We start from the raw sequence: 25,458 nt of genomic DNA on the forward strand, positions 1-25,458 counted from the left end.
GCGCGCGTCCGACGCGCGCAGGGCGGATGACTAGGGGATGCGCGCTCTCCGCGCAATGCCGCGCTGCGGGAGGGCGGGGTCCGCGACGGGGGCTCGGAGGGGGGCGCGGCGCCCGGCGGACGAATCGCGTGCATGCAAATTTTCCTTGCGGAATGCCGTGCGGGTCACGCTGCAAGCGCGAAAACCACCCCTGCCAAGGCCGCTTCCACTTCGCGGCCGCAGCGGACACATGTGGAACATTCTTTCGAGAGACGCCCGGAGGCGCAATTTTGTTGCGCATAGCGCTGCCGTTGGTAAAGTCACCCCCAGAACGACACCGGACCAAGTCTGGGGAGGAGAAGAAAGGCCCGCGATTCGCGGGCCTTTGCTTTTGCGCATCGAGGGCGGAGACGGGCGCGAATTCGGCCCCGCCGTCGCGCGGTTCGCCGGGATGCGTAAACTAAAGTTGACAGCGCAAGAATAGACGCCGTCGCCCCCCGGTTGCTCGGGCAGGCGCGGGATCGCGTCGCGCGCTTTGCAGCGGAAGTGGGGCGGGTCTCAGCCGGCCGCGGCGGCGGCGCCGTCGTCGATCACCAGGCGCGGCGGGCGGCCGACCGTCTCGGCGACCGAGGCGAGGCGCTTCTCGACCATCTCGCCGGCCAGCGCCCCCGCCTCCCCGCCCAGCCGCAGCGTCAGCGCGTCGGCGTCGACCGAGAGCGAGCAGGACGGCAGCACCCCGGGCGCGGAGCCCGAGAGCATCGCGCCCAGCCGGATGGTGCGGCCGAGCAGGCGCGCCTCGGCCTGCTCGGCCTCCGACAGCAGCGCGAGCGCGGGCGCGGCGGGGCGCCCGCCCCCGCCGGACTTGTAGCGATAGCGCAGCGTCGCCCCGATCCAGGCGCGCTCGGCATGGCCGATGCCCGAGAGGTTGGCGCGGTAGACGCTCTCGAACACCGCCTGGTCGCGGTAGTCGGGATGGGCGTTCCAGGCCACGTCGTTCAGCACGCAGGCGGCCTCGATCAGCCGGCGGCGGGCGAGCGAGGCGGAGGGGAACAGCGGCCACACGAAGGCCGCGAGCTCCGCCCCGAAGCCGGGGAAGCGCGAGAGACGCCGCTCCATCTGCCGGGCGGCGGAGAGGAGCGGGTCCTGCTGGCGCAGCGCCTCGGGCAGGTGTTCGTAGAGCACCCCCTCCCGCAGGCCGAAGGCCGAGACGGCGACGCGGGCGGGGCGCGCGGCGCGGATCAGGCCGGCCAGCACCCGCGCGCCGGCGGGGGTGACCGCGATGCGGTCGCGGGAGGACGACATCTCCCGCAGCAGCGCCTCGGGGGTCATGGCGGCGACCTCCTCGGCCAGCGCCAGCATCTGCTCGGCGGGAAGCTCGAACTCGTGCAGCACCTGGATCGGGTAGCCGATGCGGGTCATGTGCAGCTTGGCGAGCGCCCGCCAGGAGCCGCCGACGAGGTAGATCCGCCCGCCGGGATTGCCCAGCACGCCGCGGACCGAGGCGAAGGAGGCGTCGATCAGCGCGTCCTGCGCGGCCGGCCCGCCGTCGATCCCCATCAGGCGCAGGGGGCCCAGCGGCAGGGTCACGCCGCGGCCGACCTGCCCCAGGCCGACGCGCGACAGCTCCAGCGAGGCGCCGCCGAGGTCGGCCACCAGCCCGTCGGCGTCCGGCCAGCCCATCAGCACGCCCTGGGAGGCGAGGCGCGCCTCGTCCTCGCCGCTGGCGACGCGCAGGCGCAGGCCGGTCTCGCGCTCCACCTCCTCGACGAACTCGGGGCCGTCGGAGGCCTCGCGCACCGCGGCGGTGGCGACGCCGTCGAGCACGTCGATGTCCATGAAGCGGGCGAGCGCCGCGAACCGGCGCAGGGCGAGAAGGGCGCGGGCCCGGCCCTCGGGCGACAGGCGCCCGGTGGCGCCGAGGTCGGCGCCGAGGCCGCACAGCACCTTCTCGTTGAAGAAGTAGGCGGGAGAGCGCGACAGCGCCTCGTAGACCACCAGGCGAACGGAATTCGAGCCGACGTCGACGACGCCTACCCGCGCGTGACCGCGCTTGGCGGCTCCGACGCTCGATGCGCCCGATCGGGCGCCCGAACGGGACTGTCGTCTGGGCTCGCTCATGCGCGCTCCTGTGCGGCCGTCGCGTTTCGTCGCTCGCACGGAGCGGGCGATGGGTCAAGGGCGAAGGGGTCGCCCTGCGCGCCCGCGCCGCAGATCGGCGACGGGGCGGCGAGCCCGGGGGATTGTCTCACGAAATCAGCGGATTGGAGGGCGATGCGAAGAGGCCGGAGCGACGCTGGAGCAGCACGGCGGAACGGGGCGGCCGCGGCGGCTTTCATCTATCCGAAACAGGGTCTTGCGGTGCGAAGCTGAGACAGGATCGCAGGCGGGCGCGGCGACGCTCATTGCGCCGCCACGTCCTCCGGTCCCGCCTCGCCGACGGGGCGCACGATGTCGGGCAGCAGGCGCGGCGCATCCTCCGCCCCCGCCCGGCCGCGGCCGGAGAGGGAGGGGTGGGTCATGAAGAACTCATGCGCCGAGAACGGCTCCACCCCCGGCGGGGGCGTCGCGCGCAGCCAGTTGCCGTCGGGTTGGAGGACCCAGCTCTGCGCCTCGTCGCGCAGGTTGGCGGCCATCACCTGCTCGAGGATCTGGGCGTGGACGGTGGGGTTGTGGATCGGCACCAGCGTCTCGACCCGGCGGTTGAGGTTGCGCCCCATCCAGTCGGCCGAGGAGATCCAGACCTCGGCCGCCTTCGAGGGCAGCCCCTGCCCGTTGCCGAAGCACACGATGCGGGAGTGTTCCAGGAACCGGCCGATGATCGACTTCACCCGGATGTTCTCGCTCAGGCCCGGCACGCCGGGGCGCAGGCCGCAGATGCCGCGGGCGACGATGTCGATCTTCACGCCGGCGCGGGAGGCGGCGTAGAGCGCGTCGATCACCTCGGGGTCGATGATCGAATTGACCTTGACCCAGACCTGCGCGGGCCGGCCGGCCTTCGCGTGCTCGATCTCCCGCTCCAGCCCGTGGAGGATGTGCTGCTTGAGGGAGCGGGGGGAGAGCTTCAGCGCCTCCAGCCCCTCGGGCTCGGCGTAGCCGGTGACGAAGTTGAACAGGCGCGCGGCGTCGCGGCCCAGCTCCGGCTCGATCGTGAAGAGCGACAGGTCCGTGTAGATGTTGGCGGTGATCGGGTGGTAGTTGCCCGTCCCGAAGTGGGTGTAGGTGACCAGCTGGTCCCCTTCCCGCCGCACCACCATCGAGACCTTGGCGTGGGTCTTCCAGTCGATGAAGCCGTAGACCACCTGGGCGCCCGCGCGCTCCAGCTGGCGGGACTGGCGGATGTTGGCGGCCTCGTCGAAGCGGGCCTTCAGCTCGACCAGCGCGGTGACGGATTTTCCGTCCTCGGCGGCTTCGCAGAGCGCGGCCACGATGGGGCTGTCCTTCGAGGTCCGGTAGAGCGTCTGCTTGATCGCCACCACGTCCGGGTCGCGGGCGGCCTGCTGGAGGAACCGCACCACGATGTCGAAGGACTCGTAGGGGTGGTGGAGCAGCAGGTCCTTCTGGCGGATCGCCGCGAAGATGTCGCCGTTGAAGTCCTTCACCCGCTCGGGCATCCGCTGGGTGTAGGGGTGGAACAGCAGCTCCGGCCGCTCCTTGGTGACCAGCTCCGACAGGTCCTTGATGCCGATGACGCCGTCGACGTCGATCACCTCGTGCCGGGCCACGCCCAGCTCGTCGGCGATCATCGCCTTGAGGTCCTCGGGCGCGCCGGCGGCGATCTTGAGGCGGATCACCTCGCCCCGGCGGCGGCGCTTGAGCGCGGTCTCGAACTCCCGCACCAGGTCCTCGGCCTCTTCCTCGACCTCGAGGTCGCTGTCGCGCAGCACCTTGAACAGCGCGTGGCCGGCGAGGCGGTAGCCGGGGAACAGCCGGTCGATGAAGAGCTTCAGCAGCTCCTCCAGCGGCAGGTAGCGCGTCTCGCCCTTCTTGCCGTCCTCCAGCCGGATGAAGCGGCGCACCTGCTGGGGCACCGGCAGGAGCGCGTCGAGCGGCTCCTCGTCCGAGAGGCGGCGAAGCTGGAGGGCGAGCGCGAAGCCCTCGTTGGGGATGAAGGGGAACGGGTGGGCGGGGTCGATCGCCAGCGGCGTGACCACCGGGAACACCTGCTCGAGGAAATGCTTCTCGACCCGCGCCACGTCCGAGCGGTGGAGCTGGCGACGGTCGAGCACCAGGATCCCCTCGGCCTTCAGCGCCTTGACCAGGTCGCCCCAGACCACCTGCTGGCGCGCCATCAGGGCGCGGGCGTCCTCGTCGATCTTCTCGAGCTGCTGGGAGGCGGTCAGCCCATCGGCGGACTGGGTGTCGAGCCCGCCGCGCACCAGCCCGCGCAGGCCCGCCACGCGCACCGTGTAGAACTCGTCGAGGTTGCCGCCCGAGATCGACAGGAACCGCACCCGTTCGAGCAGCGGGTGGTGGGGGTTCTCGGCCTCCTGGAGCACGCGCCAGTTGAAGCCGAGCCAGCTGAGCTCACGGTTGATGAAGCGCTCCGGCCCCTCGGGGTCGAAGTCCTTGCGGTGGGCGTCGGCGGGCGCGCAGGGCGCGTTGAGGAAATCGGCTCTCATGCGCGGCAGCCTAGCCGATTTCGATGACGGTTTCATGCGGCGGGGTCGCGGGTTTCGGCCTCGCGCAGCACCTTGGCGGCGAGGCGCAGGCTGGGGCGGGTGCGTGCCGCGAGGGCGGCGCGGTCGATGGCGGCCACCGTCTCGGCCAGCCCCCGGTGGGAGCGGGGGCCGCGGGTGGCGAGATAGCGCGGCAGCGAGGCGTCGGCGGAGGCGAGGAGCTGGCGGTCGGCCAGCAGCTTCATCGCCAGCCCCTCCAGCAGCCGGTCGTCGGGGGCGTCGATGCGCGCGATGGGCAGCGCCGCGAGGCGGGAGGCGAGGTCGGGCAGCGTCACCGGCCAGCGCGCGGGCGGCGTGCGCCCGGTCAGCAGCAGGGCCGCGCCCTGGGCGGCGGCGAGGTTGACGAGGTGGAAGAGCGCGCGCTCCGCCTCCGGCGCGCCGGCGAGGCGGTCGGCGTCCTCGACCGCGAGGGCGCCCTGCCCCAGCAGCTCGCGCAGGTCGGCGCCCGGCAGGGCCGCGGCCTCGATCCGGGGCGCGCCCGTCTCCTGCGACCACACCGCGGCGAGGTGGGTCTTGCCCGCGCCCTCCGGCCCGACGAGGGCGAGGCGGCCCTCCGGCCATTCCCGCCAGCGGTCGAGGGCGGCCAGCGCCAGGGCGTTGGAGGCGGAGACGAAGAAGCTCTCGCGGTCGCGCGCGGCGCGCACCGGCAGGTCGAGCGGAAGCTGGCGGGCGCGCGCGGTCACGGGCCGAACCTCCGATCCTCCGGGCCGCGATCGGCCGGGGCGGGGTCGGCGGGGGCGTCGTCGATCTCGGCCCCCGCGGAGGGCACGGCGCCGGGCGCCTCGAGCGGCGCCTCCGCGCCGCGTTCGTAGATCGTGTGGCCGCGGTAGAGGCGGCCCTCCATGTATTGCTCGATCGCGAAGCGCCCGATCACGCCGATGGCGGCGGCGAGCGGGACGGCGATCAGCAGGCCCGTGAAGCCCAGCAGCGAGCCGAAAGCCGAGAGCGCGAACATCAGCGCCACCGGGTGCAGCCCGACCGAGCCGCCGACCAGCTTGGGGGTGAGGAAGTTGCCCTCCACCGTCTGGCCCACCAGGAAGATGCCGGCCACCACCAGGATCATCAGCGGATCGTCCCAGTACTGGAACAGCGCCACCCCGATCGAGAGCGCGCCCCCCAGGATCGAGCCGATGAAGGGGATGAAGGAGATCAGCCCCGCGAAGAGGCCGATCACCAGCCCGAACTGCAGCCCCGCGAGCATCAGCGCGGTGGCGTAGAAGGCGCCCAGGATCACGCAGACCGTCAGCTGCCCGCGCACGAAGCCCGCCAGCACGTCGTCGATGCGCGAGGCGAGCTCGCGCACCGTGCCGACGTGGTCGCGCGGCACCCAGCCGTCGATCTTGGCGGTCAGCCGGTCCCAGTCCATCAGCAGGTAGAAGGCGACGACGGGGGTGATCACCAGCAGCGTCACGAAGTCGATGACCGCGAGGCCGCCGGTCCAGGCGGACTTGAGGGCGGCGACCGACCACTCCTCCGCCCGGCCCTTGAAGGTCTCCAGCGCCTGCTCCACCGCGCCGCCCTTGTCGAGGACCTCGGGGAAGCGGTTCTCGACGAACTTGCGGATGGCGTCGGCGTAGACGGGAGCCTGCTCGATGAACTGGCGGGCCTGCTCGACGAAGGCGGGGATCAGGACCAGCATGGCGACGATGAAGAGGGTCGCCATCAGGATGGTGATGGTCGCGGTGGCGAGCGTGCGGGAGAAGCCGCGCGCCTCCAGCCGGTCGGCCAGCGGATCGAGGAAATAGGCCAGCGCCGCGCCGGCGAGGAACGGCAGCAGCACCCCGGCCATGAGGTACATGAAGGCCACCAGCACGGCGAGCCCCACCAGCCACCATCTGACCTGTTCGCCGTGGCTCAACGCCATGCCGTCCTCCCTGTCGCCTGACCGAGGGTTTGCGGCCTCCCGCCCCCGCTTGCAAGTCCGCCGTGGCGCGACGCGCGGTCTGGGGGGCGGAACATGGACGATGAGGGGGCGGAAAGGCGCAGGCGGCGGGCCCGGCGGACGGAGCGCAAGAGGGCGGCGACGCGCGGAGCGCGGCGCCCCGACGTGCGCGGCCCGGCCGGTTCGCCAAGCGGAAGGACACTGCAGCGCCTATACAGGCGCCCCGGACTTGATCCGGGGCCTCGGCCGACGGGACCGCCTGCGCGGACGCAGGCGCAGGCTCCGCGCCCTCTCAGCTTCGCCGCGCGAAGGCCAGCCAGGCGGCGCCGCCGATCAGCGCCGCACCGGAGCCGCGGGCCATCCAGGCGCGGGCGGCGGGGCCGGCGCCCCGCCGGCCGGCCGCGCCCAGGCAGGCCCAGCCGGAATCGAGCGCGCCCGCGACCAGCAGGTAGGTCGCCCCCAGCAGCGCGAGCTGCGGCCCCGCGGGGGCGGCGGCGTCCACGAACTGGGGCAGGAAGGCCGCGTGGAAGGCGAGGCTCTTGGGATTGGCGAGGCCCACCAGCAGCCCCCGGCGCGCCGCGACCGCGGCGGCGCGGCGGGGGTCCTGCACGCCCGGGCGGCGCGCCTCGCGCCACATGCCGACGCCGATCCAGACCAGCCAGGCCACGCCGATCCAGCGCAGGACCTCGAAGGCCGCGCCCCAGGCCTGCGCGATCCAGGCCAGCCCGAAGGCCACCAGCGCGATCTGGCCGGCATGCGCGACCGTGGTCCCGGCGACGGCGGCGAGACCCGCGCGCAGCCCGTCGCGGGCCGAGACGGCGAGGATCAGGGCGACGTTGGGCCCGGGCACGACGATGCCGAGCGCCGAGACCGCGACGAAGGCCGCCAGCGTCGCGGGCTCGATCCCGGCCAGCGTCACGCGAACTGCTCCCGAATCAGGCGCTCCTCCAGGCCGTGGCCCGGATCGAACAGCAGCGTGTGCGAGATCGTGGGGTCGAGCTCGACATGCACCTTGGCGGCGTGGCGGAACTCGATGTTGTCGGCGGTGGCCGAGACGGGGCGCCGCTCGGGGTCCAGGCACTCCAGCGTCACGCGGGCGTGGCGGGGCAGCAGCGCCCCGCGCCAGCGCCGGGGGCGGAAGGCCGAGATCGGGGTCAGGGCCAGGATCTCGGCCCCGATGGGCAGGATCGGGCCGTGGGCGGAATAGTTGTAGGCGGTGGAGCCCGCGGGCGTCGCCACCATCACCCCGTCGCAGACCAGCTCCGACATCCGCTCCTTCCCGTCGATCAGGATGCGGATCTTGGCGGCCTGGTGCCGCTCGCGCAGCAGCGAGACCTCGTTGATCGCGTGGGCCTGCCGGATCTCCCCGTCGTCGCATTCCACGGTCATGCGCAGCGGGTTGATGACGGCGGCCTCGGCGGCCATCAGCCGCTCCATCAGCCCGTCCTCGAGGTAGTCGTTCATCAGGAAGCCGACGGTGCCGCGGTGCATCCCGTAGACGGGGCGCGGCTCGCGGTGGTTGGCCTGCAGGACCTCGAGCATCAGCCCGTCGCCGCCGAGCGCCACGATCACGTCGGCGTCGTGCAGCGGCGTCTGGCCGTAGCGGTCGGTCAGCCCCTGGTACGCGGCCACCGCCTGCGGCGCTTCGGAGCGCACGAAGTGGATGCGGGGCTGCAGCAGCATCGGGTCCATGGGCGGAAGGCTCGACGTCGATGGGAGGGAAAGGGCGGGAGGGGCGGCGGGCCCCCTGGGCGAGGGAGGGTGACCATGGCCCTGCGCCGCCCGGCGCGCAAGCGCGACGCGCGCGGCCGGCCTGCGGCGCGGGGGGCCGTCCTGCCCGGCACACGCCGCGGCCAGGCCCCGGGCGCCGCGGCGGCGCCCCGATCCCGCCCCCGCGACGCCGGCGCCCTGCGAAGCGTCGCCTCCGGGACGGGACAAACCGGTTTCTTGGGTGTATGGACCCCCTCGAAACCTCTTTCCCCGGCCGCAGGCGCCCCCGAAGCGGGGCCCCGAGACAGGAGACGCGACATGGACGCCAGCACGCGCGATTCCGGCTTCTTCACCGAGGCGCTCGCCGAGCGCGACCCCGAGATCTTCAAGGCCATCGGTCTCGAGCTCGGCCGTCAGCGCGAGGAGATCGAGCTGATCGCCTCCGAGAACATCGTCAGCTACGCGGTCCTGCAGGCCCAGGGCTCGGTGCTGACCAACAAGTACGCCGAGGGCTATCCGGGCAAGCGCTACTACGGCGGCTGCCAGTTCGTGGACATCGCCGAGGAGCTGGCGATCGAGCGGGCCAAGGCCCTGTTCGGCGCGAAGTTCGCCAACGTGCAGCCCAACTCCGGCAGCCAGATGAACCAGGCGGTGTTCCTGGCGCTGCTGCAGCCGGGCGACACGTTCATGGGCCTCGACCTGAACTCCGGCGGCCACCTGACCCACGGCTCGCCCGTCAACATGTCGGGCAAGTGGTTCAACGTGATCTCCTACGGCGTGCGCCAGCAGGATCACCTGCTGGACATGGAGGACATCCGCGCCAAGGCGCATGAGCACAAGCCCAAGCTGATCGTGGCCGGCGGCACCGCCTATTCCCGCGTCTGGGACTGGGCCGAGTTCCGCAAGATCGCCGACGAGGTCGGGGCCTACCTGATGGTCGACATGGCCCATATCGCGGGCCTGGTCGCGGGCGGCGCGCATCCCTCGCCGGTGCCGCATGCCGACGTGGTGACCACCACCACCCACAAGTCGCTGCGCGGCCCGCGCGGCGGCATGATCCTGTGCAACGACGAGGCGATCGCCAAGAAGATCAACTCGGCGGTGTTCCCCGGCCTGCAGGGCGGCCCGCTGATGCACGTGATCGCGGCCAAGGCCGTGGCCTTCGCCGAGGCGCAGCGCCCCGAGTTCCGCGCCTACGCGGCGCAGGTCGTGGCCAACGCGCAGGCGATGGCGGACGAGCTGATGAAGGGCGGGGTCGACATCGTCTCGGGCGGCACCGACAACCACCTGATGCTGGCCGACCTGCGGCCCAAGAAGGTGACCGGCAAGGCCGCCGAGGCCGCGCTGGGCCGCGCCCACGTCACCTGCAACAAGAACGGCGTGCCCTTCGATCCGGAGAAGCCCTTCGTGACCTCGGGCATCCGGCTGGGCGCCCCGGCCGGCACCACCCGCGGCTTCGGCGAGGAGGAGTTCCGCCAGATCGCCCGGATGATCGTGAAGGTGGTCGACGGGCTGGCCGCGGCCGGCGACGGCGGCGACGCCGAGGTCGAGGCGGCGGTGCGCGAGGAGGCGATCGCGCTCTGCAAGCGCTTCCCGATCTACCCCGCGCTGTAAGCGCAGGCGCCCCGGCGGCGACCCGGACGCGCCCCCCGACGGCGGGGCGCGGGCCGGATGCGACAGGCGCCGGAGGGGCGCGGACAAGGGCGGCGCGGGCGATCCCGCGCCGCCCTTTCGCGTTTCGGCGCTTCGAGCTTCGGGGCGCGGGGCGTCGTCAGGCCCCGCGCCGGCACCGCGGACGCTTCGCAGGCCGCGCGCCCGCTCCGCGGGCGCGTCGGTCGTCCTGGCGATGGTCCTGAAACGAAGTGGGCCATGGTCGCTGGGGATCGACCATGGCCCTGTCGGCACTCTCGAGACGCAGTACGAACGCGCCGTCTCGGCCGGGGTACGCCACCTCTTCCCGGCCTCGGTAAGTGCTTCATATTGGCTCGGATATTGTGGCTGAAAAGAGGAAATCTCTCCGCTCGGACCTCGGGCGATGTTTCCGTATCGGCGACGGACTCCCATGTTCCGAGAATCCTGACGACTGTCAGGCGACGCTCCGCAAGCCAGCCGACCGCCGGCAGGCGCGCGCCGCGCAGGCCCTCGAAACCGTCGCCGCGCGCCGCGCGCGAGAGCGAACGCACGGAACTGTCGGGATTTTTTCAAACGGCCGTTCGGACCCTGGGACGCCGCAGGGCGACCTGGACCCGCTCCGGACCCGCGTCGGGCGAACGGAAAACGGGATGAGGCGCCATCCCTTAAGATAACGTTGCGTAATCAAGGCGTCAGGCAGGGTCGAAAGCGTGAATCGATTCTTTTCCGCGTGGAATCGACCTTTCGCAGGCCTCCGATTCGGGTCCGCAGGTGGGATTCGGCCGGAAGGACACGCCCGGCGACGCATATCTCGCCCCCGCGCCCCAGGCCCTACCCAACCGCTGGGGGCGCCCCTATAATGGCGGCGTCCGAAGCGCGAGAGGGACCGATATGCGCTGCCCGTTCTGCGGAAACACCGAAACCCAGGTGAAGGACAGCCGTCCGGCCGAGGATCACGTCGCGATCCGCCGGCGCCGGTTCTGCCCCGCCTGCGGCGGCCGCTTCACCACCTACGAGCGGGTGCAGCTTCGCGACCTCGTGGTGGTGAAGAAGAACGGCCGGCGCGAGGATTTCGACCGCGACAAGCTCGCCCGCTCGATCCGCATCGCGCTCCAGAAACGCCCCATCGAGATCGAGCGCATCGAGCAGATGATCTCCGGCATCGTGCGGCGGCTGGAGAGCAAGGGCGACACCGACGTCGCCTCGGACGAGATCGGGCAGATCGTGATGGAGGCCCTGGCGCGGATCGACACCGTCGCCTACGTGCGCTTCGCCTCGGTCTACAAGAACTTCCAGGAGGCCGACGACTTCGAGGAGTTCGTGGCCGAGCTGCGCCCCGTCGCCAAGGGCGAGGATCTCTGAGGGCCGCCGCCCCCGCTCCGCTCCGCTGCCGGAAGGACTCATGGCCGACGACCAGGATCTGCGCTGGATGCGCGTGGCGCTCAGCATGGCGCGCCGCGCGGTGGGGCGCACCGCGCCCAACCCGGCCGTGGGCTGCGTGATCGTGAAGGACGGCGCGGCGCTGGGGCGGGGCTTCACCCAGCCGTCTGGCCGCCCCCATGCCGAGACGGTGGCCCTGGCCCAGGCCGAGGCGCTGTTCGGCCCGGGCGCCGCCCGCGGCGCCACGGCCTACGTCACGCTCGAACCCTGCGCCCATCACGGCCGCACGCCGCCCTGCGCCGACGCGCTGGTCGCCGCGGGCGTGGCGCGCGTGGTCTGCGCCGCGGGCGACCCCGACCCGCGCGTCGACGGCCGCGGCTTCGCCCGCCTGCGCGAGGCCGGGATCGCGGTCGAGACCGGGGTGCTGGCCGCCGAGGCCGAGGAGATGAACGCAGGCTTCCTGTCGCGCCACCGCCGCGGGCGGCCGTGGCTGACGCTGAAGCTCGCCACCTCGCTCGACGGGCGCATCGCGACCGCCTCGGGCGACTCGAAATGGATCACCGGACCGCAGGCCCGCGCCCGCGTGCACCTGATGCGCGCCGAGCATGACGCGATCCTGGTGGGCATCGGCACGGTGCGCGCCGACGATCCCGCCCTCGACGTGCGCCTGCCGGGGCTCGAGGACCGCAGCCCCCTGCCCGTGATCTTCGACCCGCGCCTGACCCTCGCCGCCGCCACGCGGCTCGGCGCCGGCGCCCGGCCGGCCCTGGTCCTGCACCTGCCGCCCGGGCCCGACGGCCCCGACCCCGACCGCGCCGCCGAGATGCGCGACCGCGGCCTGACCCTGCAGGCGGTCGTCCCCGCCGCCGGCGGCGCCGGCCCCGCCCTGCTCGACCCCGCCGCCGCGCTCGAGGCGCTGGCCGCCGCCGGCGTCACCCGCGCCTTCTGCGAGGGGGGCGGCCAGCTGGCCGGCGCGCTGCTGGCCGCGGGGCTGGTGGACGAGCTCGCGCTCTTCACCGGCGGCGCGGCCATCGGCGCCGAGGGTCTGCCCTCGCTGGGGCCCTTGGGGCTGGAGCGGCTTGCGCAAAGCGCGTGCTTCAGGTGCGTGGACACGCACCGGCTCGGCCCCGACATGATGAGCTTCTGGCGTCCAGCCTGAGGCGCCGCTTCAGCCGCCCGTCATCTTCCGCACGATCGCCCAGGCGGTCGGCAGGGCGAGGATCGCGCCGGCCGCCGCCGCGCCCAGCAGCCCCGCCGCCGAGCCGACGCCCGAGACCAGCGCCGCCGCCACCGCGACGCTGGCGAGCACGGTGGCGGACATCGAATAGATCATCATCGCAAGGCGCATCATCGGCGGAGGTCCCGGGCGGCGGAAGACGAAGGGCGGGGGCGGATGGCGCGGCCTACGCCGCGGCCCGCGCCCCCGCCTTGATCCCGGTCAATCCGCCCGGCGCCGGGGCGCGCGGGCCGGAGGCGGCCTCAGAGGATCATCTGGGTCTGGGTGACCAGGGCCACGTTCTTCCCGTCCTCGCGGGTGATGCGGGTCTGCCAGACATGGGTGCGGCCGCCGATGTGGATCGGGGTGGCGGTTCCGGTGACGGTGGTCCCCTCCTTCGCCGCGCCCAGGAAGTTGGTCTTGCTCTCGATCGTGGTGGTGCCCTTGGCCTCCTTCGGCATGCTCAGCACCGTGCCGAGCGCGCCCAGCGCGTCGGCGAAGGCCATGATCGCGCCGCCGTGCAGGATGTGGCCGGCGGTGCACAGGTCCGGGCGCACCTCCAGCGTCGCCACCACCCGCTCCGGCCCCGCCTCGGCCACCTTCACGCCCATCAGCTTCGAGAAGGGCATCCGGTCGGCCATGTTCTCGGTCATTCGTCGTCTCCTCCCGTTCGGTCCGGTCATCATCGCCGGGACCCGGGGCGAGCATCAACGACCCGCGAGGTAATCGGAACGCAAAAAGGGGGCCCGGGGGCCCCCTTTCGTCGTTGCGTCGCCGCCGCCGCCCGTCAGGCGCTTTCGGACTGCTTGTGGGCGGAGTTGGCGATCAGGTCGTCGACCACCGCGGGGTCGGCGAGGGTGGAGGTGTCGCCCAGGGCGCCGGTGTCGTTCTCGGCGATCTTGCGCAGGATGCGGCGCATGATCTTGCCCGAGCGGGTCTTGGGCAGGCCGGGGGCCCACTGGATCACGTCGGGCTTGGCGATCGGGCCGATCTCGGTGCGGACCCAGTTCGACAGCTCCGTGCGCAGATCCTCGGAGGGCTCCACGCCCTCCATCAGGGTCACGTAGCAGTAGATGCCCTGGCCCTTGATGTCGTGCGGGTAGCCCACGACCGCGGCCTCGGCGACCTTCTCGTGGGCGACGAGGGCGGATTCCACCTCCGCCGTGCCCATGCGGTGGCCGGAGACGTTGATCACGTCGTCCACGCGGCCGGTGATCCAGTAGTAGCCGTCGGCGTCCCGCCGGCAGCCGTCGCCGGAGAAGTAGTAGCCCTTGAACATCTCGAAATAGGTCGAGACGAACCGCTCGTGATCGCCCCAGACGGTGCGCATCTGGCCGGGCCAGCTGTCCTTGATGGCCAGCACGCCGGTGGTTTCGCCTTCCAGCTCGTTCCCCTGGTCGTCCAGAACCACCGGATGCACGCCGAAGAAGGGCCGCGTGGCCGAGCCGGGCTTGAGCGGCGTCGCGCCGGGCAGCGGGGTGATCAGGATGCCCCCCGTTTCCGTCTGCCACCAGGTGTCGACGATGGGGCATTTCCCCTTGCCGACGACGCGGTGATACCAGTTCCAGGCCTCGGGGTTGATCGGCTCGCCGACCGTGCCGAGGATGCGCAGGGACGACAGATCGCATTTCTCGATCCACTGGTCGCCCTTGCCCATCAGGGCCCGCAGCGCCGTGGGGGCGGTGTAGAAGATCGAGACCTTGTGCTTGTCGACCACCTGCCAGAAGCGCGAGGCGTCCGGATAGGTCGGCACGCCCTCGAACATCAGGGTCGTGGCGCCGTTCGCCAGCGGCCCGTAGACGATGTAGCTGTGCCCGGTGACCCAGCCCACGTCGGCCGTGCACCAGTAGACCTCGCCGTCGCGGTAGTCGAAGACGTGCTCATGCGTCATCGACGCATAGACGAGGTAGCCGGCGGAGGTGTGGACCACGCCCTTGGGCTTCCCGGTCGAGCCGGAGGTGTAGAGGATGAACAGCGGATCCTCCGCGTCGATCTCCTCGGGCGGGCACTCGGGATCGACGATGGCGGCCAGCGTCTCGTAGTGGAAGTCGCGGCCCTCGACCCAGGTGGTCTGCTCGCCGGTGCGGCGCACCACCAGCAGCTTCACGTCGTCGCCGCAGCGGCGCAGGGCCTTGTCGGCGTTGGTCTTGAGCGGGGTCGAGCGGCCGCCGCGGGGCGCGTGGTCGGCGGTGATCACCAGCTTGGCGCCGCAGTCGTTGACCCGGTCGGCCAGCGCGTCGGGGGAGAAGCCCGCGAACACCACCGAGTGGATCGCGCCGATGCGCGCGCAGGCCAGCATCGCGTAGGCGGCGGCGGGGATCATCGGCAGGTAGATGACGACCCGGTCGCCCTTCTTCACGCCCAGCGTCTTGAGGACGTTGGCGAACTTGGAGACCTCCTCGTGGAGCTGGGCGTAGCTGATGTGCTGCGCCTCCTCCTCGGGGTCGTCGGGCTCGAACAGGATCGCGGTCTGCTCGGCGCGGTCCTTCAGGTGCCGGTCGATGCAGTTGGCGGCCACGTTCAGCGTGCCGTCGCCGAACCACTCGATATGCACGTCGGGGTAGGCGTAGGAGACGTTCTTGACCGTCGAGTAGGGCCGGATCCAGTCGAGCCGGCGGCCATGGTCGTCCCAGAATTTCTCGGGGTTTTCGATCGAGGCCTTGTACATCGCCTCGTACTGCTCGGCCGTGACCGAGGCGCCTGCGGCGGCCTCCGCGGGCACGGGAACGACGGTGTCGGACATGGGCGTCCTCCTCCTGGACTGTCTGGGGCGCGCTGCGGCCGTCAGACCTCCCTGTCGGCGGCGCGCCCGCGATGATGGGGACGGGACGCGCGCAAGTCGCCCCGTCCGAAAGTCTCAGATCGCCAGGTACTCCTGCCGCAGCGCGGCATCGTCCAGAACCTCCTGCGCGGTCCCGTCGAAGACCACCTGGCCCATGTCCAAGATGATCGCCCGGTCGGCAAGCTGCAAGGCGGCGATGGCGTTCTGCTCGACGATCACCGTGGTGATGCCCAGTTTCTTGATCTCGGCGAGCGTCTTCTCGATCTCCTGCACGATCACCGGGGCGAGGCCCTCGTAGGGCTCGTCCAGCAGCAGGAGCTTGATGTCGCGCGCCAGCGCCCGGCCGATGGCGAGCATCTGCTGCTCGCCGCCCGAGAGGGTCACCGCCTCCTGCCGGCGACGCTCGCCGAGGCGCGGGAACAGCTCGTAGATGCGCTGGATCGACCAGCCGATCGGCGGGGCGATCTGGGCGAGCTGGAGGTTCTCCTCCACCGTCAGGCCGGGGATGATGCGCCGGTCCTCGGGCACGAGCTGGATGCCGTGCTGGGCGGCCTCGTGGGACTTCATCTCGTGCACGGGCTTGTGGTCGAGCCAGATCTCGCCGTGCTTCAGCTCGGGGTTCCCCGCCCGCGCGATGGTGCGCAGGGTCGAGGTCTTGCCCGCGCCGTTGCGGCCCAGCAGGGCGACGATCTCGCCCTCGTGGATGTTGAAGCTGACGCCTTGGACGATGTAGCTCTCGCCGTAATAGGCGTGCAGGTCCCAGGCGGAGAAATAGGCCGGCGGCGTGCCCGCGTTGCGCGGGTTGGGGGCCTTCTTGACCTTGGCGTAGGGGTCGTCGTCGATCAGGGTCACAGGTGGGCTCCTCCGAGATAGGCTTCCTGCACCTTGGCGTTGCCTTTGATGTTCTGGGGCGCGTCCTCGACGATCACGTGGCCCTGGGCCAGCACCGAGATCCGGTCGGCGAGCGAGAAGACGACGTGCATGTCGTGCTCGATCACCGTCATGGTGATGCTCTTCTCCTCCCCGATCCGCTTCAGCAGGTCGATGGTGTTGTTGGTGTCGGCGCGCGCCATGCCCGCGGTCGGCTCGTCCAGCAGCAGGAGCTTGGGCTCCTGCACCAGGCACATGGCCATCTCCAGCCGGCGCTTGTCCCCGCGCGAGAGGTTCTTGGCCAGCATCGCGTGCCGGTCGGCCATGTTCACGTCCTCGAGGCAGGCGAGGGCGCGGTCGCGGATCTCGGCCTCGCGCGACATGCTCTCCCACCCGTGCAGGCGGAAGGCGCCGTCGCGGCGGGCGAAGGCGGGGATCATCACGTTCTCGGCGACCGAGAGATCCTCGAAGATCTCGGGGGTCTGGAACACGCGGGAGACGCCGAGCTGATTGATCTCGTGCGGCTTGCGCCCGATCAGGGAGTGGCCGTCGAAGGTGACGGTGCCCGTGTCGGGGATCAGCCGGCCCACGAAGGTGTTGAGCAGCGTGGACTTGCCCGCGCCGTTGGGGCCGATGATGGCGTGGATGCCGCCTTCCATCACCGTCAGGTTCACGTCGTCCAGCGCCTTCAGGCCGCCGAAGCGCTTGTTGACGTTCTGGACCTGGAGAATGGGGGTTCCCATGGCTCCCTCCCTCACTCGGCCGGCGCGGCGGCGGCGCCGTTCGGGGCGCCGTCGCGGCGCTTGCCGCGGTTGGTGACGAGGCGGCCCAGGCGCGAGGCGCCCTCGATCAGGCCGCCGGGCAGGAAGGTGACGATGATCATGAAGATCAGGCCCAGCGTCAGGTGCCAGCCCTCGCCCACGAAGAGCGAGGAGACCGAGACGACGGCGTGCTGCAGCGTCTCGGGCAGGAAGCCCCAGAAGTTCATCAGCACGCCCTCGTTGATCGCCGAGAAGATGTTCTCGAAGTACTTGATCAGGCCCGCGCCCAGCACCGGGCCCAGCAGGGTGCCGGCGCCGCCGAGGATGGTCATCAGCACCACCTCGCCCGAGGCGGTCCACTGCATGCGCTCGGCCCCCGCCAGCGGGTCCATCGCCGCCAGCAGCCCGCCCGCGAGCCCCGCGAACATGCCCGAGATCACGAAGGCCGCCAGCGTGTAGGGCCGGGTGTTGAGGCCGGTGTAGCTCATCCGGTTCTGGTTCGACTTCACCGCCTTGAGCATCATCCCGAAGGGCGAGCGGAACAGGCGCATCGAGATCCAGAAGCTGACGATCAGGATCGCGGCGCAGACGTAGAAGCCCACATTGAACTGGACGGGCATGCCGAGAACGGTCGTGTCCACCGTCTCGATCATGTTGATCCCGAAGAGGTTCGAGAAGGGCTGCCCCGAGGCGCCGCCGTCGAGGATGCGCGGGTCGTCGAGGGTGACCTGCAGGCCCGTCTCGCCGTTGGTGATCGGCGTCAGCACCGAGTAGGCGAGGTTGTAGGACATCTGCGCGAAGGCGAGCGTGAGGATCGAGAAGTAGATCCCCGAGCGGCGCAGCGAGATGAAGCCGATCAGCAGGCTGAACAGGCCCCCCACGATCACCGCGAAGACGATGGCGGGCAGGATGTTCATCGACAGCAGCTTGAACATCCACACCGCCGCGTAGGAGCCCACGCCCAGGAAGGCCGCGTGGCCGAAGCTGAGGTAGCCGGTCAGGCCGAACAGGATGTTGAAGCCGATCGCGAAGATCCCGTAGATCGCGAACTTCTGCAGCAGGTCGGGATAGCCCGCCCCGAAGGGCGCCAGGATGATCGGGCCGGCCAGCACCAGGACCGTGAAGACGGCCAGCAGGATCTTGTCGTTGGTTCTGTTGGCGGTCATGGGATCAGGCCTCCATCACGCCCTTGCGGCCCAGCAGGCCCCGCGGACGGGTGAGCAGGATGACGACGGCGACCAGGTAGATGATGATCTGGTCGATGCCCGGGAGGATCTGCTTGACCTCGTTCATCGAGGCGAAGCTCTGCAGGATGCCCAGCAGGAAGCCCGCCGCGACCGCCCCGGGCAGCGAGCCCATGCCCCCCACGACGACCACCACGAAGCTCAGCACCAGGAAGTCCATGCCGAGGTGGTAATCGGGCGACAGGATCGGCGTGTACATCACCCCCGCCAGGCCCGCGACCACGGCCGCGAGGCCGAACATCAGCGTGAAGCGGCGGTCGATGTTGATGCCCAGCAGGCCCACCGTCTCGCGGTCCGCCATGCCGGCGCGCACGACCATGCCGAAGGTGGTGAACTGCAGGAAGCAGAACACCGCGCCGATGATGACCGCGGCGAAGAGGAAATAGACCAGCCGCCACATCGGGTAGACGACCGCGCCGGCCTCGAGCCCGATGGCCGCGCCGAAGTCGGCCATGCCGGCGAGCTGGTCGGGGGCGGGCTGGGGGATCGGGTTGGCGCCGAAGAAGGCCTTGATGATCTCCTGCAGCACGATGGCCAGGCCGAAGGTCACCAGGATCTGGTCGGCGTGGGGGCGCTTGTAGAAGTGGCGGATCAGCCCGCGCTCCATCACCAGCCCGACGAGCAGCATGAAGGGGATGGCGAGCAGGATCGACACCGGCACCGACCAGTCGTGCAGCCAGTTGCCGAAATCACCGAACCAGGCCTCGACATAGGGGGTGCGGATCTCGAGCGGGGTGCCCCAGGCGGTCTTCTCGGTGTCGGAGAGGGCGACCATCTCCATCGAGAAGAGCTTGTTGATCGTCACGGCGCAGAAGGCGCCCAGCATGAACAGCGCGCCATGGGCGAAGTTCACCACGCCGAGCGTGCCGAAGATGAGGGTCAGACCGAGAGCGATCATCGCGTAGGCGGAGCCCTTGTCGAGACCGTTCAGGATCTGGAGGAGAATCGCGTCCATCGCGCCGGCTCCCTGTGCAGGCGGCCCCCGGGGGGAAGGGCTCGGAAGTGTCTTGCAAGGGTGGGGACCGCCGCGCCCGGGGAGGAGAATCCAGGCGGGACGGCCCCCGATGTCGTCGCAGGAAAGAGGGCTTCCGGCGACGTCTGCGCGGACGCGCTCCGACCCCTGGGGCGCGTCCGTGGCCGGCGCCCGCGAGGGGCGCCGGCCTTTGCGTCAGGCGCGGATCACGCGCCCGGGTTGCACTTGCCCAGCTCGCCGCCGGCGAACATCGGGTGGTCGGGGGCGTAGGTGACCTGCTCGGCCGGGGTGACGTCCACCACCTCGAGAAGGTCGAACTGGGAGGTCGGGTTCTCCTTGCCGCGCACCACCAGCACGTCCTTGAAGCACTGGTGATCCTCGGCGCGGTAGAGGGTCTTGCCGTTGCCCATCCCGTCGAACTCGTAGCCCTCGAGCGCCGCGACGATGTCGCAGGGGTTGAACGAGCCCGCCCGCTGCGCCGCGTCGGCGTAGAGCAGCGCCTGCACGTAGCAGGTGTGCGCGGCCTGGGACGGCGGGAAGCCGTACTTCTGGCCGAAGGACTTCACGAAGGCCTTCGAGCCCTCGTCCTGCAGCGACCAGTGCCAGTTGGTCGAGCCGTAGATGCCCTTCACCGCCTCGCCCGCGCCCTGCGCCATCAGGCGGGAGTAGAGCGGCACCACGATCTCGAAGTTCTTGCCGTTGACCTGCTTGCCCTTCAGGCCGAACTGCACCGCCTGGGTCAGCGAGTTGACCATGTCGCGGCCGTAGTGGTTGAGGATCAGCACGTCCGCGCCCGAGTTCAGCACCGGGGTGATGTACTGGGAGAAGTCGCCCGCGCCCAGCGGCGTGCGCACCTTCTCGACCGTCTGCCAGCCGAGCGCCTCGGTGGCGGCGGCGATCGACTCCTCCTGGGTCCAGCCCCAGGTGTAGTCGGCGGTCAGGTGATAGGCCTTGCGGTCGGCGCCGTAGTTGGCCTTCAGCACCGGGGCGAGGGCCGCGCCGGACATGTAGGCGTTGAAGAAGTGACGGAAGCCGTTCGCCTTCTTGTCCTTGCCGGTGGTGTCGTTCGAGTGGGTCAGGCCCGCCATGAAGATGACGCCCATCTCCTGGCACAGGCCCTGCACCGCGATGGCCACGCCCGAGGACGAGCCGCCGGTGATCATCACCGCGCCGTCGCGCTCGATCATCCGCTTGGCGGAGGCGCGGGCGGCGTCGGACTTGGTCTGGGTGTCGCCGGTGACGAAGGCCACCTTCTTGCCGTTCACGCCCGCGCCCGACAGCGCCTTCGAGGAGAAGGTGGACAGCATGCCGCCGTCGCCCTCGCCGTTGAGGTGCTCGACCGCGAGCTCGTAGGCGCGCAGCTCGTCCGCGCCCTCGTCGGCGTAGGCGCCGGTCTGGGGGACGTTGAAGCCGAGGGTGACCGTGTCGCCGGTCGGCTCGTTCGTGTAGGCGTAGGCCGGACGACGCCAGACCATCGGGGCCGCAAGGCCCGCGCCGGCGACCGCCGAGGTCTTCAGCAACCCGCGGCGGCTGATGGTGAAGTTCGCCATGAATACCTCCCGAAGCATTGATTGCGCCGGTCGACGTCGCTCGCCCTCCCGAAGGCCTCCCTGGCGCGCGACGTCGACCGGTCGGGGCTTGTGAGCCCGGGATGAACCTTGGGTCATCCGGGTCAAGAAGTCAACAAGTCATTGTTATCGCTGGATTTTCTTGTAAGTTTTTGACGTTGTGCATGTGCGAAATTGTAAATAAGCTACAAGTGGCCGCAAAAGAGCCATGATCCCAGAGCCTTGCGCAGGGCGCATGGCGGGGTTGCGTGCAGGTGCAGCATGGAGGATCCGGGTTGCCCTCGACGATGATCGGTCTCCGAATACGCGAGCGGCGCCGCGCGGCCGGCGTCCGCCAGGCCGAGCTCGCCCAGGCGATGGGAATCTCCGCGAGCTACCTCAACCTGATCGAACGCGAGAAACGCCGCGCCAGCCCCGAGCTGGTCACCCGCGCCGCCGAGGCGCTGGGGGTGCCCGCCGCCGAGCTCGACGGCGCGCTGGAGCGCCGGCTCGCCGACCGGCTCTCGGAGATCGCGGCGGAGCCGGAGTTCGCCGACCTCTCGCTCGACGCCGACGACGCGCGCGACCTGCTTGGCCGGCATCCCGACTGGGGCCGCGCCCTGACCCGCGCCTGGTCCGCCCGGCGCGAGGCCGCCCGCCTGGTCGAGGCGCTGTCGGACCGGCTGACCCACGATCCCGTCCTGTCGGACCACCTGCACCGGATGCTGACCCACGTGGCCGCCCTGCGCTCGACCTCCGAGATCCTGGAGGACGTGGACGACATCGACGACGCCCAGCGGCGGCGCTTCCACGAGATCCTGCTGTCGGAATCGACCCGCGCCTCGGAAGTGGCGGAGGGGCTGGCGCGCTTCTTCGACGAGGCCCACCAGGAGACGCCCTCGACCCCGGTCGAGGACGTGGAGGACGCCTTCCTCGAGGCCGGCAACCGCTTCGAGACGCTGGAGCCGGGGGAGGACGAGATCCCCGCCGACATGCACCCCGAGGCGATCTACGGGGCCCTGCGCGCGGCCCTGCCCGGCGGCGGCGCCTCGGTCGCCCCGCCCGAGGCGCCGCCGGTGGTGCGCCGCCGGGCGCTGTCGACGGCGGTGGCGCGCGGCCGCTACGCCGAGGCGATCGCGCAGGAGATCGAGGCGCGCCCCCGCCTGCGCGAGGGCGCGGCCCGCCGCCGGGCCGAGGCCGCCTTCGAGCAATACGCCGCCGACGCCCTGATGATGCCCCGCGCGCCCTTCGAGGCCGCGGGCCGGGCGCTGGGCTGGGACGTGGACGCGCTGGCCGCGAGCTTCGGCGTGGATTTCGACGCGGCGGCGCGGCGGCTGACCTCGCTCGCCCGTCCCGGCGGGCCCGCGCCGCGGGCGGCCTACGCGCGGATCAACGCCGCCGGCGTGACCCTGCAGCGCCGCCTGACGGCCGAGATCACCCTGCCCCGCCACGGCGCCGCCTGCCCGCTGTGGGCGCTTTACGGCGCGCTCTCCTCGCCCGGGCGGACGCTGCGCCAGCTGGCCGAGTTCCCCGCCGGCGAGCGGGCGGTGTTCGTGGCCCGCGCCGAGCCCGCCGACCCGCCCGCCTGGGGCCGGCCCGCGGTGCATCTCGCCTCGGTCCTGGTGCTGCCGGGCGAGACCGCCGCCGCCACCGTCTACGCCCCCCGCCCGCGCGAGGCGGCCGAGCCCGTGGGCCCCAACTGCCGCGTCTGCGCCCGCGCCGACTGCCGCCACCGCGCCGAGGATCCGGTGGTGGGCTGAGCGCGCCGCCCGCCGCCCCCACGGCCCGCCCAAGGGCCCTCCCGCAGGGAAAGCCCCACCCCTCAAAGCCCCTCCCGGCCGGCGGCGCCCGGTCGCGGCCCGGCCCCCTTCCCGGGCCCGCCCCCGCGGCCGGCGGCCCCCCTCGACCCGGGGCCTCCCCCCCGGCCGCCGCCCGCGCATTGCGCTGCGCCTCCCCCCCGTTCGCGGGGCGTGCCATGCCCCTGCGCCGGCGCCCCTCGCGTGCGACGGGGACGGCCGGGCGGGGCGATGCGGACGCGAGGGCCGCCCCGGCCGCGGGGCTCGCGCGGGCAACTTCCCTTCCGCCCCGTTCCGCACTAGAGACGCGCCATGACCGACGCTGAAGACGCCGCCCGACTCGTCCTGGCCACCCCTCCGCGAGGGGACATCGAGGCCGTCGCCGCCGCCCTGCCCGCGGCGCTGGCGACCGGGCTCGTGGCCACCGTGCGCCTCGACCTGCCCGGCGCCTCGGACGCCGAGGCGCGGCGCGCCGCCGACCGCCTGCGCGAGATCTGCCATGCCGCGGACGTCGCCATCGTGATCCGCGATCACGTGGGGCTGGTCGCGCCGTTGGGGCTCGACGGCGTGCAGGTCTCCCTTCCGGGGGCGAGCCTGAAGAAGGTGCGCGCGGCCATCGGGCCGGACGCGATCCTGGGCGTGGACTGCGGCGCCTCGCGCCACGACGGGATGACCGCGGGCGAGGCGGGGGCGGACTACGTCCTCTTCTCCCCCGTCGTCCCCGAGCCCGCCGCCGGCCCCGTCGAGCCCGCGCCGCTGGAGCTGTTCCAGTGGTGGGCGCAGATGATCGAGGTGCCGGTGGTGGCCGAGGGCGGCGTCGACGTCGCGCAGGCGAAGGCGCTCGGGCCCTACGCCGATTTCGCGGTGCCCGCCCCGTCGGTCTGGGAGGGCGACCTCGTCGCCAACCTGAAGGCGCTCGACGCCGCCCTGCGCGGCTGATTTTTCCGAGAGCGCTGCGACGCCCCGCCGGGACGACGCGGAGGAGGTCCCGGGTCTGGCCCGGGACGCACATCGCGCGCGGCAAGCGTCGCGCCCGGCCGCCCCGCGTCGCAGGAACGGGGGCCAATCCTTCGATGAAATGAAGTCGGGCGGAGGGGGGCCGCGGGCCCCCGGTCAGTCCTCGCGGTCGCCGTAGGCGTCCTCGTGCCCGTGGCGGTGGTGCGGCAGGCGCGAGACCACGCCGTCGTGCACCGCGCGCCAGCTCTCCTGCGCGAGCTTCTTGCGGTCGGGCATGTCGGCGACGCGGATGGGATCGTGGAAAACGACCTCCGCCTCGCCCCCGAAGCTGCGGGTCAGCAGCGACCACACGTGGGGGCCGAACTCCATGTCCCCCCACCAGCCGTAGAACGTGTCGGGCAGCGTCGTCGCCGGGTTCGTCCTGTAGACGACAGAGACCGGCTGCACCCAGGCCACGTCGCGCAGCTCCGGCGCGGTCAGCGCGGCGAACAGGGTCGAGCGGAAGTGCAGCACCCGGCGGTTGTCGGTCGAGGTCCCCTCGGGGAAGAACAGCAGCCGCTCGCCCGCGATCATGCGGGCGCGCATCTCCGCCTCCTGCGCCTTGGCGGCGGAGCGCTTGCGCTCGACGAAGACGGTGCCGCAGACGGCGGCGATCCAGCCCACCACCGGCCAGGCGCGCACCTCGGCCTTGGAGACGAAGGTCATCCGCGCCGCGCCCACCAGCACGAAGATGTCGGACCACGACGAGTGGTTGGCCACCAGCGCGCCGCCATGGGGCATCGGCTCGCCGGTCACGGTCACGCTCAGCCCCACCAGCCGGCCCATGGTCCGCGCCCACAGGCGCTGCACCCGCTCCCGCGCGCGGAAGGCGGGGATCACGCGCTCGATCCCCTTGAAGACGAGGTAGATCGACAGCAGGACCACGGTGGTCAGGATCGCGAGGCCGAGGCGCACGTAGGCCGCGATCGTCCCCCAGGCGGTGGCGCGCGGCAGCGGCGGCGGCGGCGGTCCGGCCCAGGAGAAATCCGAGACCGCGTCGCTCACGCGCCCGCCCCGCTCCCGGCGTCGCTTCCGGCCTGGCTTCCGACCTCGGCGGGCTTGCTCTCCTTGCCGTAGAAGTCGCGGTAGCGCGAGACCATTCGCGAGGTGTCCATCAGCAGGCACACGTCCACGGTGTTGAAGTCGTGGTCCACCCAGGCGCCCTCGCCCACGAAGCCGCCCAGCCGCAGGTAGGCCTTGATCAGCGCCGGGATCTGGCGCGTGGCCTGCTTGCGGTCGACCTGGTCGGCCGGCAGCCGGTCCATCGCCGCGAAGTTCTCGGGGCGCGCGCGCACGCGCAGGTCCTCGGGCGCGAGGTGGTTCCAGTGCAGGAAGCTCAGCGCATGGGCCAGCGGCTCGGGGTCGTCGCCGTGGAAGGAGGCGACGCCGAACATGATCTCGATCTGGCGCGAGGTGACGAACTCGCCCAGCCCGGTCCACAGCAGGTGCATCGCGGCGCCGCCGCGGACCTCGGAGCCGACGCAGGAGCGGCCGAGCTCCACCGCCTTGCGCCCGCAGGTCTCGATCAGCGTGAGGTCGTATTCCGTCGAGCCGTAGAAGCCGATGCCGGCCTTCGCCCGCTCGGTCGTCATCAGGCGATAGGCGCCCGCGACCCGGTCCAGCGGATCGTCCGAGGCGCTTTCCTTGTCGATCAGGATGAGGTGTTCGAAGTGGGGATCGTACTCGTCGATCTCCCGCCGAAGGGCGCGCTCCTCGTCGCTGGCGGAGGCGCCCAGCTCTTCCACGAACACCCGGTAGCGCAGGCGCTGGGCGGCGGCGATATCCTGCTCGTCCCGCGCCAGGCGGACCGTGAACCGACCCGCGTCGATCTCCATTCCGAAGCTCCAGCCGGCGCGCAAGGGGGCGGCGCGCGCGGCGGACCATATGCATTGCGCCGGGGAGGCGCAACGGGTCGGGGACGCGCGCCGTCACGGAAACGTCGCACGGCTGCGCGAGCGCCCGCCGCCCGGTCCCGGCCCGCCGCCGCGCCCCTCCGCCCGGCCTTCGTCGGCGG

21 protein-coding genes are annotated in these 25,458 nt (G+C 71.8%); 5 read left to right on the plus strand and 16 right to left on the minus strand.

All coding sequences use genetic code 11. The features are described from left to right. Positions 1 to 537: 537 nt before the first annotated feature. The 6 genes from P2H44_RS05930 to P2H44_RS05955 all read right to left on the minus strand — a co-directional run bounded on the left by P2H44_RS05930 (position 538) and on the right by P2H44_RS05955 (position 8,220). On the minus strand, positions 538 to 2,097 hold the full coding sequence (locus tag P2H44_RS05930) for a Ppx/GppA family phosphatase (RefSeq protein ID WP_275762533.1): 1,560 nt from the start codon (positions 2,095 to 2,097) through the stop codon (positions 538 to 540). A 281-nt stretch (positions 2,098 to 2,378) separates the two neighbouring features. Beyond that, complete coding sequence (locus P2H44_RS05935) at positions 2,379 to 4,598, minus strand: RNA degradosome polyphosphate kinase (RefSeq protein ID WP_275762534.1); 2,220 nt, start codon at positions 4,596 to 4,598, stop codon at positions 2,379 to 2,381. A 32-nt stretch (positions 4,599 to 4,630) separates the two neighbouring features. Then, the gene (locus P2H44_RS05940; RefSeq protein WP_275762535.1) at positions 4,631 to 5,338 is read right to left on the minus strand and encodes a P-loop NTPase family protein; all 708 of its coding nucleotides are present in this window, start codon (positions 5,336 to 5,338) and stop codon (positions 4,631 to 4,633) included. After that, on the minus strand, positions 5,335 to 6,519 hold the full coding sequence (locus tag P2H44_RS05945) for an AI-2E family transporter (protein ID WP_275762536.1): 1,185 nt from the start codon (positions 6,517 to 6,519) through the stop codon (positions 5,335 to 5,337). The genes P2H44_RS05940 and P2H44_RS05945 overlap by 4 nt, the downstream gene beginning before the upstream one ends. Positions 6,520 to 6,829: 310 nt before the next feature. After that, positions 6,830 to 7,456 carry a LysE family translocator gene (locus P2H44_RS05950; RefSeq protein WP_275762537.1) on the minus strand — a complete coding sequence of 209 codons (627 nt, stop codon included), beginning with the start codon at positions 7,454 to 7,456 and terminating at the stop codon, positions 6,830 to 6,832. Continuing rightward, positions 7,453 to 8,220, minus strand: a complete 768-nt coding sequence (locus tag P2H44_RS05955; RefSeq protein ID WP_462976266.1) for an NAD kinase — start codon at positions 8,218 to 8,220, stop codon at positions 7,453 to 7,455. The genes P2H44_RS05950 and P2H44_RS05955 overlap by 4 nt, the downstream gene beginning before the upstream one ends. Before the next feature lie 345 nt (positions 8,221 to 8,565). On the opposite strand from P2H44_RS05955, the gene glyA reads away from it, so the two are divergent. The 3 genes from glyA (at position 8,566) to ribD (ending at position 12,418) form a co-directional block, all read left to right on the plus strand. Continuing rightward, the gene (gene glyA, locus P2H44_RS05960; protein WP_275762539.1) at positions 8,566 to 9,861 is read left to right on the plus strand and encodes a serine hydroxymethyltransferase; all 1,296 of its coding nucleotides are present in this window, start codon (positions 8,566 to 8,568) and stop codon (positions 9,859 to 9,861) included. A 909-nt stretch (positions 9,862 to 10,770) separates the two neighbouring features. Next, positions 10,771 to 11,241, plus strand: a complete 471-nt coding sequence (nrdR, locus tag P2H44_RS05965; protein ID WP_275762540.1) for a transcriptional regulator NrdR — start codon at positions 10,771 to 10,773, stop codon at positions 11,239 to 11,241. Positions 11,242 to 11,281: 40 nt separating this feature from the next. Continuing rightward, on the plus strand, positions 11,282 to 12,418 hold the full coding sequence (ribD, locus tag P2H44_RS05970; protein WP_275762541.1) for a bifunctional diaminohydroxyphosphoribosylaminopyrimidine deaminase/5-amino-6-(5-phosphoribosylamino)uracil reductase RibD: 1,137 nt from the start codon (positions 11,282 to 11,284) through the stop codon (positions 12,416 to 12,418). 9 nt (positions 12,419 to 12,427) lie between these two features. On the opposite strand, the gene P2H44_RS05975 is transcribed toward ribD, so the two are convergent. The 8 genes from P2H44_RS05975 to P2H44_RS06010 all read right to left on the minus strand — a co-directional run bounded on the left by P2H44_RS05975 (position 12,428) and on the right by P2H44_RS06010 (position 20,655). Further along, on the minus strand, positions 12,428 to 12,595 hold the full coding sequence (locus P2H44_RS05975; RefSeq protein WP_275762543.1) for a hypothetical protein: 168 nt from the start codon (positions 12,593 to 12,595) through the stop codon (positions 12,428 to 12,430). Positions 12,596 to 12,738: 143 nt separating this feature from the next. Continuing rightward, on the minus strand, positions 12,739 to 13,128 hold the full coding sequence (locus P2H44_RS05980; RefSeq protein WP_275762544.1) for a PaaI family thioesterase: 390 nt from the start codon (positions 13,126 to 13,128) through the stop codon (positions 12,739 to 12,741). 134 nt (positions 13,129 to 13,262) lie between these two features. Continuing rightward, positions 13,263 to 15,218, minus strand: a complete 1,956-nt coding sequence (gene acs / locus P2H44_RS05985) for an acetate--CoA ligase (RefSeq protein WP_275762545.1) — start codon at positions 15,216 to 15,218, stop codon at positions 13,263 to 13,265. A 114-nt stretch (positions 15,219 to 15,332) separates the two neighbouring features. Continuing rightward, the gene (locus P2H44_RS05990; RefSeq protein ID WP_462976267.1) at positions 15,333 to 16,100 is read right to left on the minus strand and encodes an ABC transporter ATP-binding protein; all 768 of its coding nucleotides are present in this window, start codon (positions 16,098 to 16,100) and stop codon (positions 15,333 to 15,335) included. Between the two features lie 5 nt (positions 16,101 to 16,105). Then, positions 16,106 to 16,870: an ABC transporter ATP-binding protein gene (locus P2H44_RS05995; protein WP_275762547.1), complete on the minus strand. Its 765-nt coding sequence runs from the start codon at positions 16,868 to 16,870 to the stop codon at positions 16,106 to 16,108. 11 nt (positions 16,871 to 16,881) lie between these two features. Beyond that, complete coding sequence (locus P2H44_RS06000) at positions 16,882 to 18,054, minus strand: branched-chain amino acid ABC transporter permease (RefSeq protein WP_275762548.1); 1,173 nt, start codon at positions 18,052 to 18,054, stop codon at positions 16,882 to 16,884. A 4-nt stretch (positions 18,055 to 18,058) separates the two neighbouring features. Next, positions 18,059 to 19,087, minus strand: a complete 1,029-nt coding sequence (locus tag P2H44_RS06005) for a branched-chain amino acid ABC transporter permease (protein ID WP_275762549.1) — start codon at positions 19,085 to 19,087, stop codon at positions 18,059 to 18,061. Between the two features lie 224 nt (positions 19,088 to 19,311). Then, positions 19,312 to 20,655 carry a substrate-binding protein gene (locus tag P2H44_RS06010; protein WP_275762550.1) on the minus strand — a complete coding sequence of 448 codons (1,344 nt, stop codon included), beginning with the start codon at positions 20,653 to 20,655 and terminating at the stop codon, positions 19,312 to 19,314. A 293-nt stretch (positions 20,656 to 20,948) separates the two neighbouring features. Between P2H44_RS06010 and P2H44_RS06015 the strand changes: the two genes are divergently transcribed. After that, on the plus strand, positions 20,949 to 22,412 hold the full coding sequence (locus P2H44_RS06015; protein ID WP_275762551.1) for a helix-turn-helix transcriptional regulator: 1,464 nt from the start codon (positions 20,949 to 20,951) through the stop codon (positions 22,410 to 22,412). A 348-nt stretch (positions 22,413 to 22,760) separates the two neighbouring features. Next, on the plus strand, positions 22,761 to 23,387 hold the full coding sequence (locus P2H44_RS06020) for a thiamine phosphate synthase (RefSeq protein ID WP_275762552.1): 627 nt from the start codon (positions 22,761 to 22,763) through the stop codon (positions 23,385 to 23,387). Positions 23,388 to 23,561: 174 nt separating this feature from the next. On the opposite strand, the gene P2H44_RS06025 is transcribed toward P2H44_RS06020, so the two are convergent. Both P2H44_RS06025 and olsB read right to left on the minus strand, forming a co-directional pair. Further along, positions 23,562 to 24,449: a lysophospholipid acyltransferase family protein gene (locus P2H44_RS06025; RefSeq protein WP_275762553.1), complete on the minus strand. Its 888-nt coding sequence runs from the start codon at positions 24,447 to 24,449 to the stop codon at positions 23,562 to 23,564. Further along, positions 24,446 to 25,279, minus strand: coding sequence for an L-ornithine N(alpha)-acyltransferase (gene olsB / locus P2H44_RS06030; protein WP_275762554.1), 834 nt, complete (start codon positions 25,277 to 25,279; stop codon positions 24,446 to 24,448). Before olsB ends, P2H44_RS06025 begins: the two co-directional genes overlap by 4 nt. Positions 25,280 to 25,458: the final 179 nt, after the last annotated feature.

This window comes from Albimonas marina, from assembly GCF_029223255.1.
Taxonomy (GTDB): domain Bacteria; phylum Pseudomonadota; class Alphaproteobacteria; order Rhodobacterales; family Rhodobacteraceae; genus Albimonas.

Bases quoted from the DNA above. Each gene is read 5' to 3' on its own strand.
- P2H44_RS05930 (WP_275762533.1), bottom strand. From the start codon at position 2,097: ATGAGCGAGCCCAGACGACAGTCCCGTTCGGGCGCCCGATCGGGCGCA.
- P2H44_RS05935 (WP_275762534.1), bottom strand. From the start codon at position 4,598: ATGAGAGCCGATTTCCTCAACGCGCCCTGCGCGCCCGCCGACGCCCAC.
- P2H44_RS05945 (WP_275762536.1), bottom strand. From the start codon at position 6,519: ATGGCGTTGAGCCACGGCGAACAGGTCAGATGGTGGCTGGTGGGGCTC.
- P2H44_RS05955 (WP_462976266.1), bottom strand. From the start codon at position 8,220: ATGCTGCTGCAGCCCCGCATCCACTTCGTGCGCTCCGAAGCGCCGCAG.
- glyA (WP_275762539.1), top strand. From the start codon at position 8,566: ATGGACGCCAGCACGCGCGATTCCGGCTTCTTCACCGAGGCGCTCGCC.
- nrdR (WP_275762540.1), top strand. From the start codon at position 10,771: ATGCGCTGCCCGTTCTGCGGAAACACCGAAACCCAGGTGAAGGACAGC.
- ribD (WP_275762541.1), top strand. From the start codon at position 11,282: ATGGCCGACGACCAGGATCTGCGCTGGATGCGCGTGGCGCTCAGCATG.
- P2H44_RS05975 (WP_275762543.1), bottom strand. From the start codon at position 12,595: ATGATGATCTATTCGATGTCCGCCACCGTGCTCGCCAGCGTCGCGGTG.
- P2H44_RS05980 (WP_275762544.1), bottom strand. From the start codon at position 13,128: ATGACCGAGAACATGGCCGACCGGATGCCCTTCTCGAAGCTGATGGGC.
- acs (WP_275762545.1), bottom strand. From the start codon at position 15,218: ATGTCCGACACCGTCGTTCCCGTGCCCGCGGAGGCCGCCGCAGGCGCC.
- P2H44_RS05995 (WP_275762547.1), bottom strand. From the start codon at position 16,870: ATGGGAACCCCCATTCTCCAGGTCCAGAACGTCAACAAGCGCTTCGGC.
- P2H44_RS06000 (WP_275762548.1), bottom strand. From the start codon at position 18,054: ATGACCGCCAACAGAACCAACGACAAGATCCTGCTGGCCGTCTTCACG.
- P2H44_RS06005 (WP_275762549.1), bottom strand. From the start codon at position 19,087: ATGGACGCGATTCTCCTCCAGATCCTGAACGGTCTCGACAAGGGCTCC.
- P2H44_RS06010 (WP_275762550.1), bottom strand. From the start codon at position 20,655: ATGGCGAACTTCACCATCAGCCGCCGCGGGTTGCTGAAGACCTCGGCG.
- P2H44_RS06020 (WP_275762552.1), top strand. From the start codon at position 22,761: ATGACCGACGCTGAAGACGCCGCCCGACTCGTCCTGGCCACCCCTCCG.
- olsB (WP_275762554.1), bottom strand. From the start codon at position 25,279: ATGGAGATCGACGCGGGTCGGTTCACGGTCCGCCTGGCGCGGGACGAG.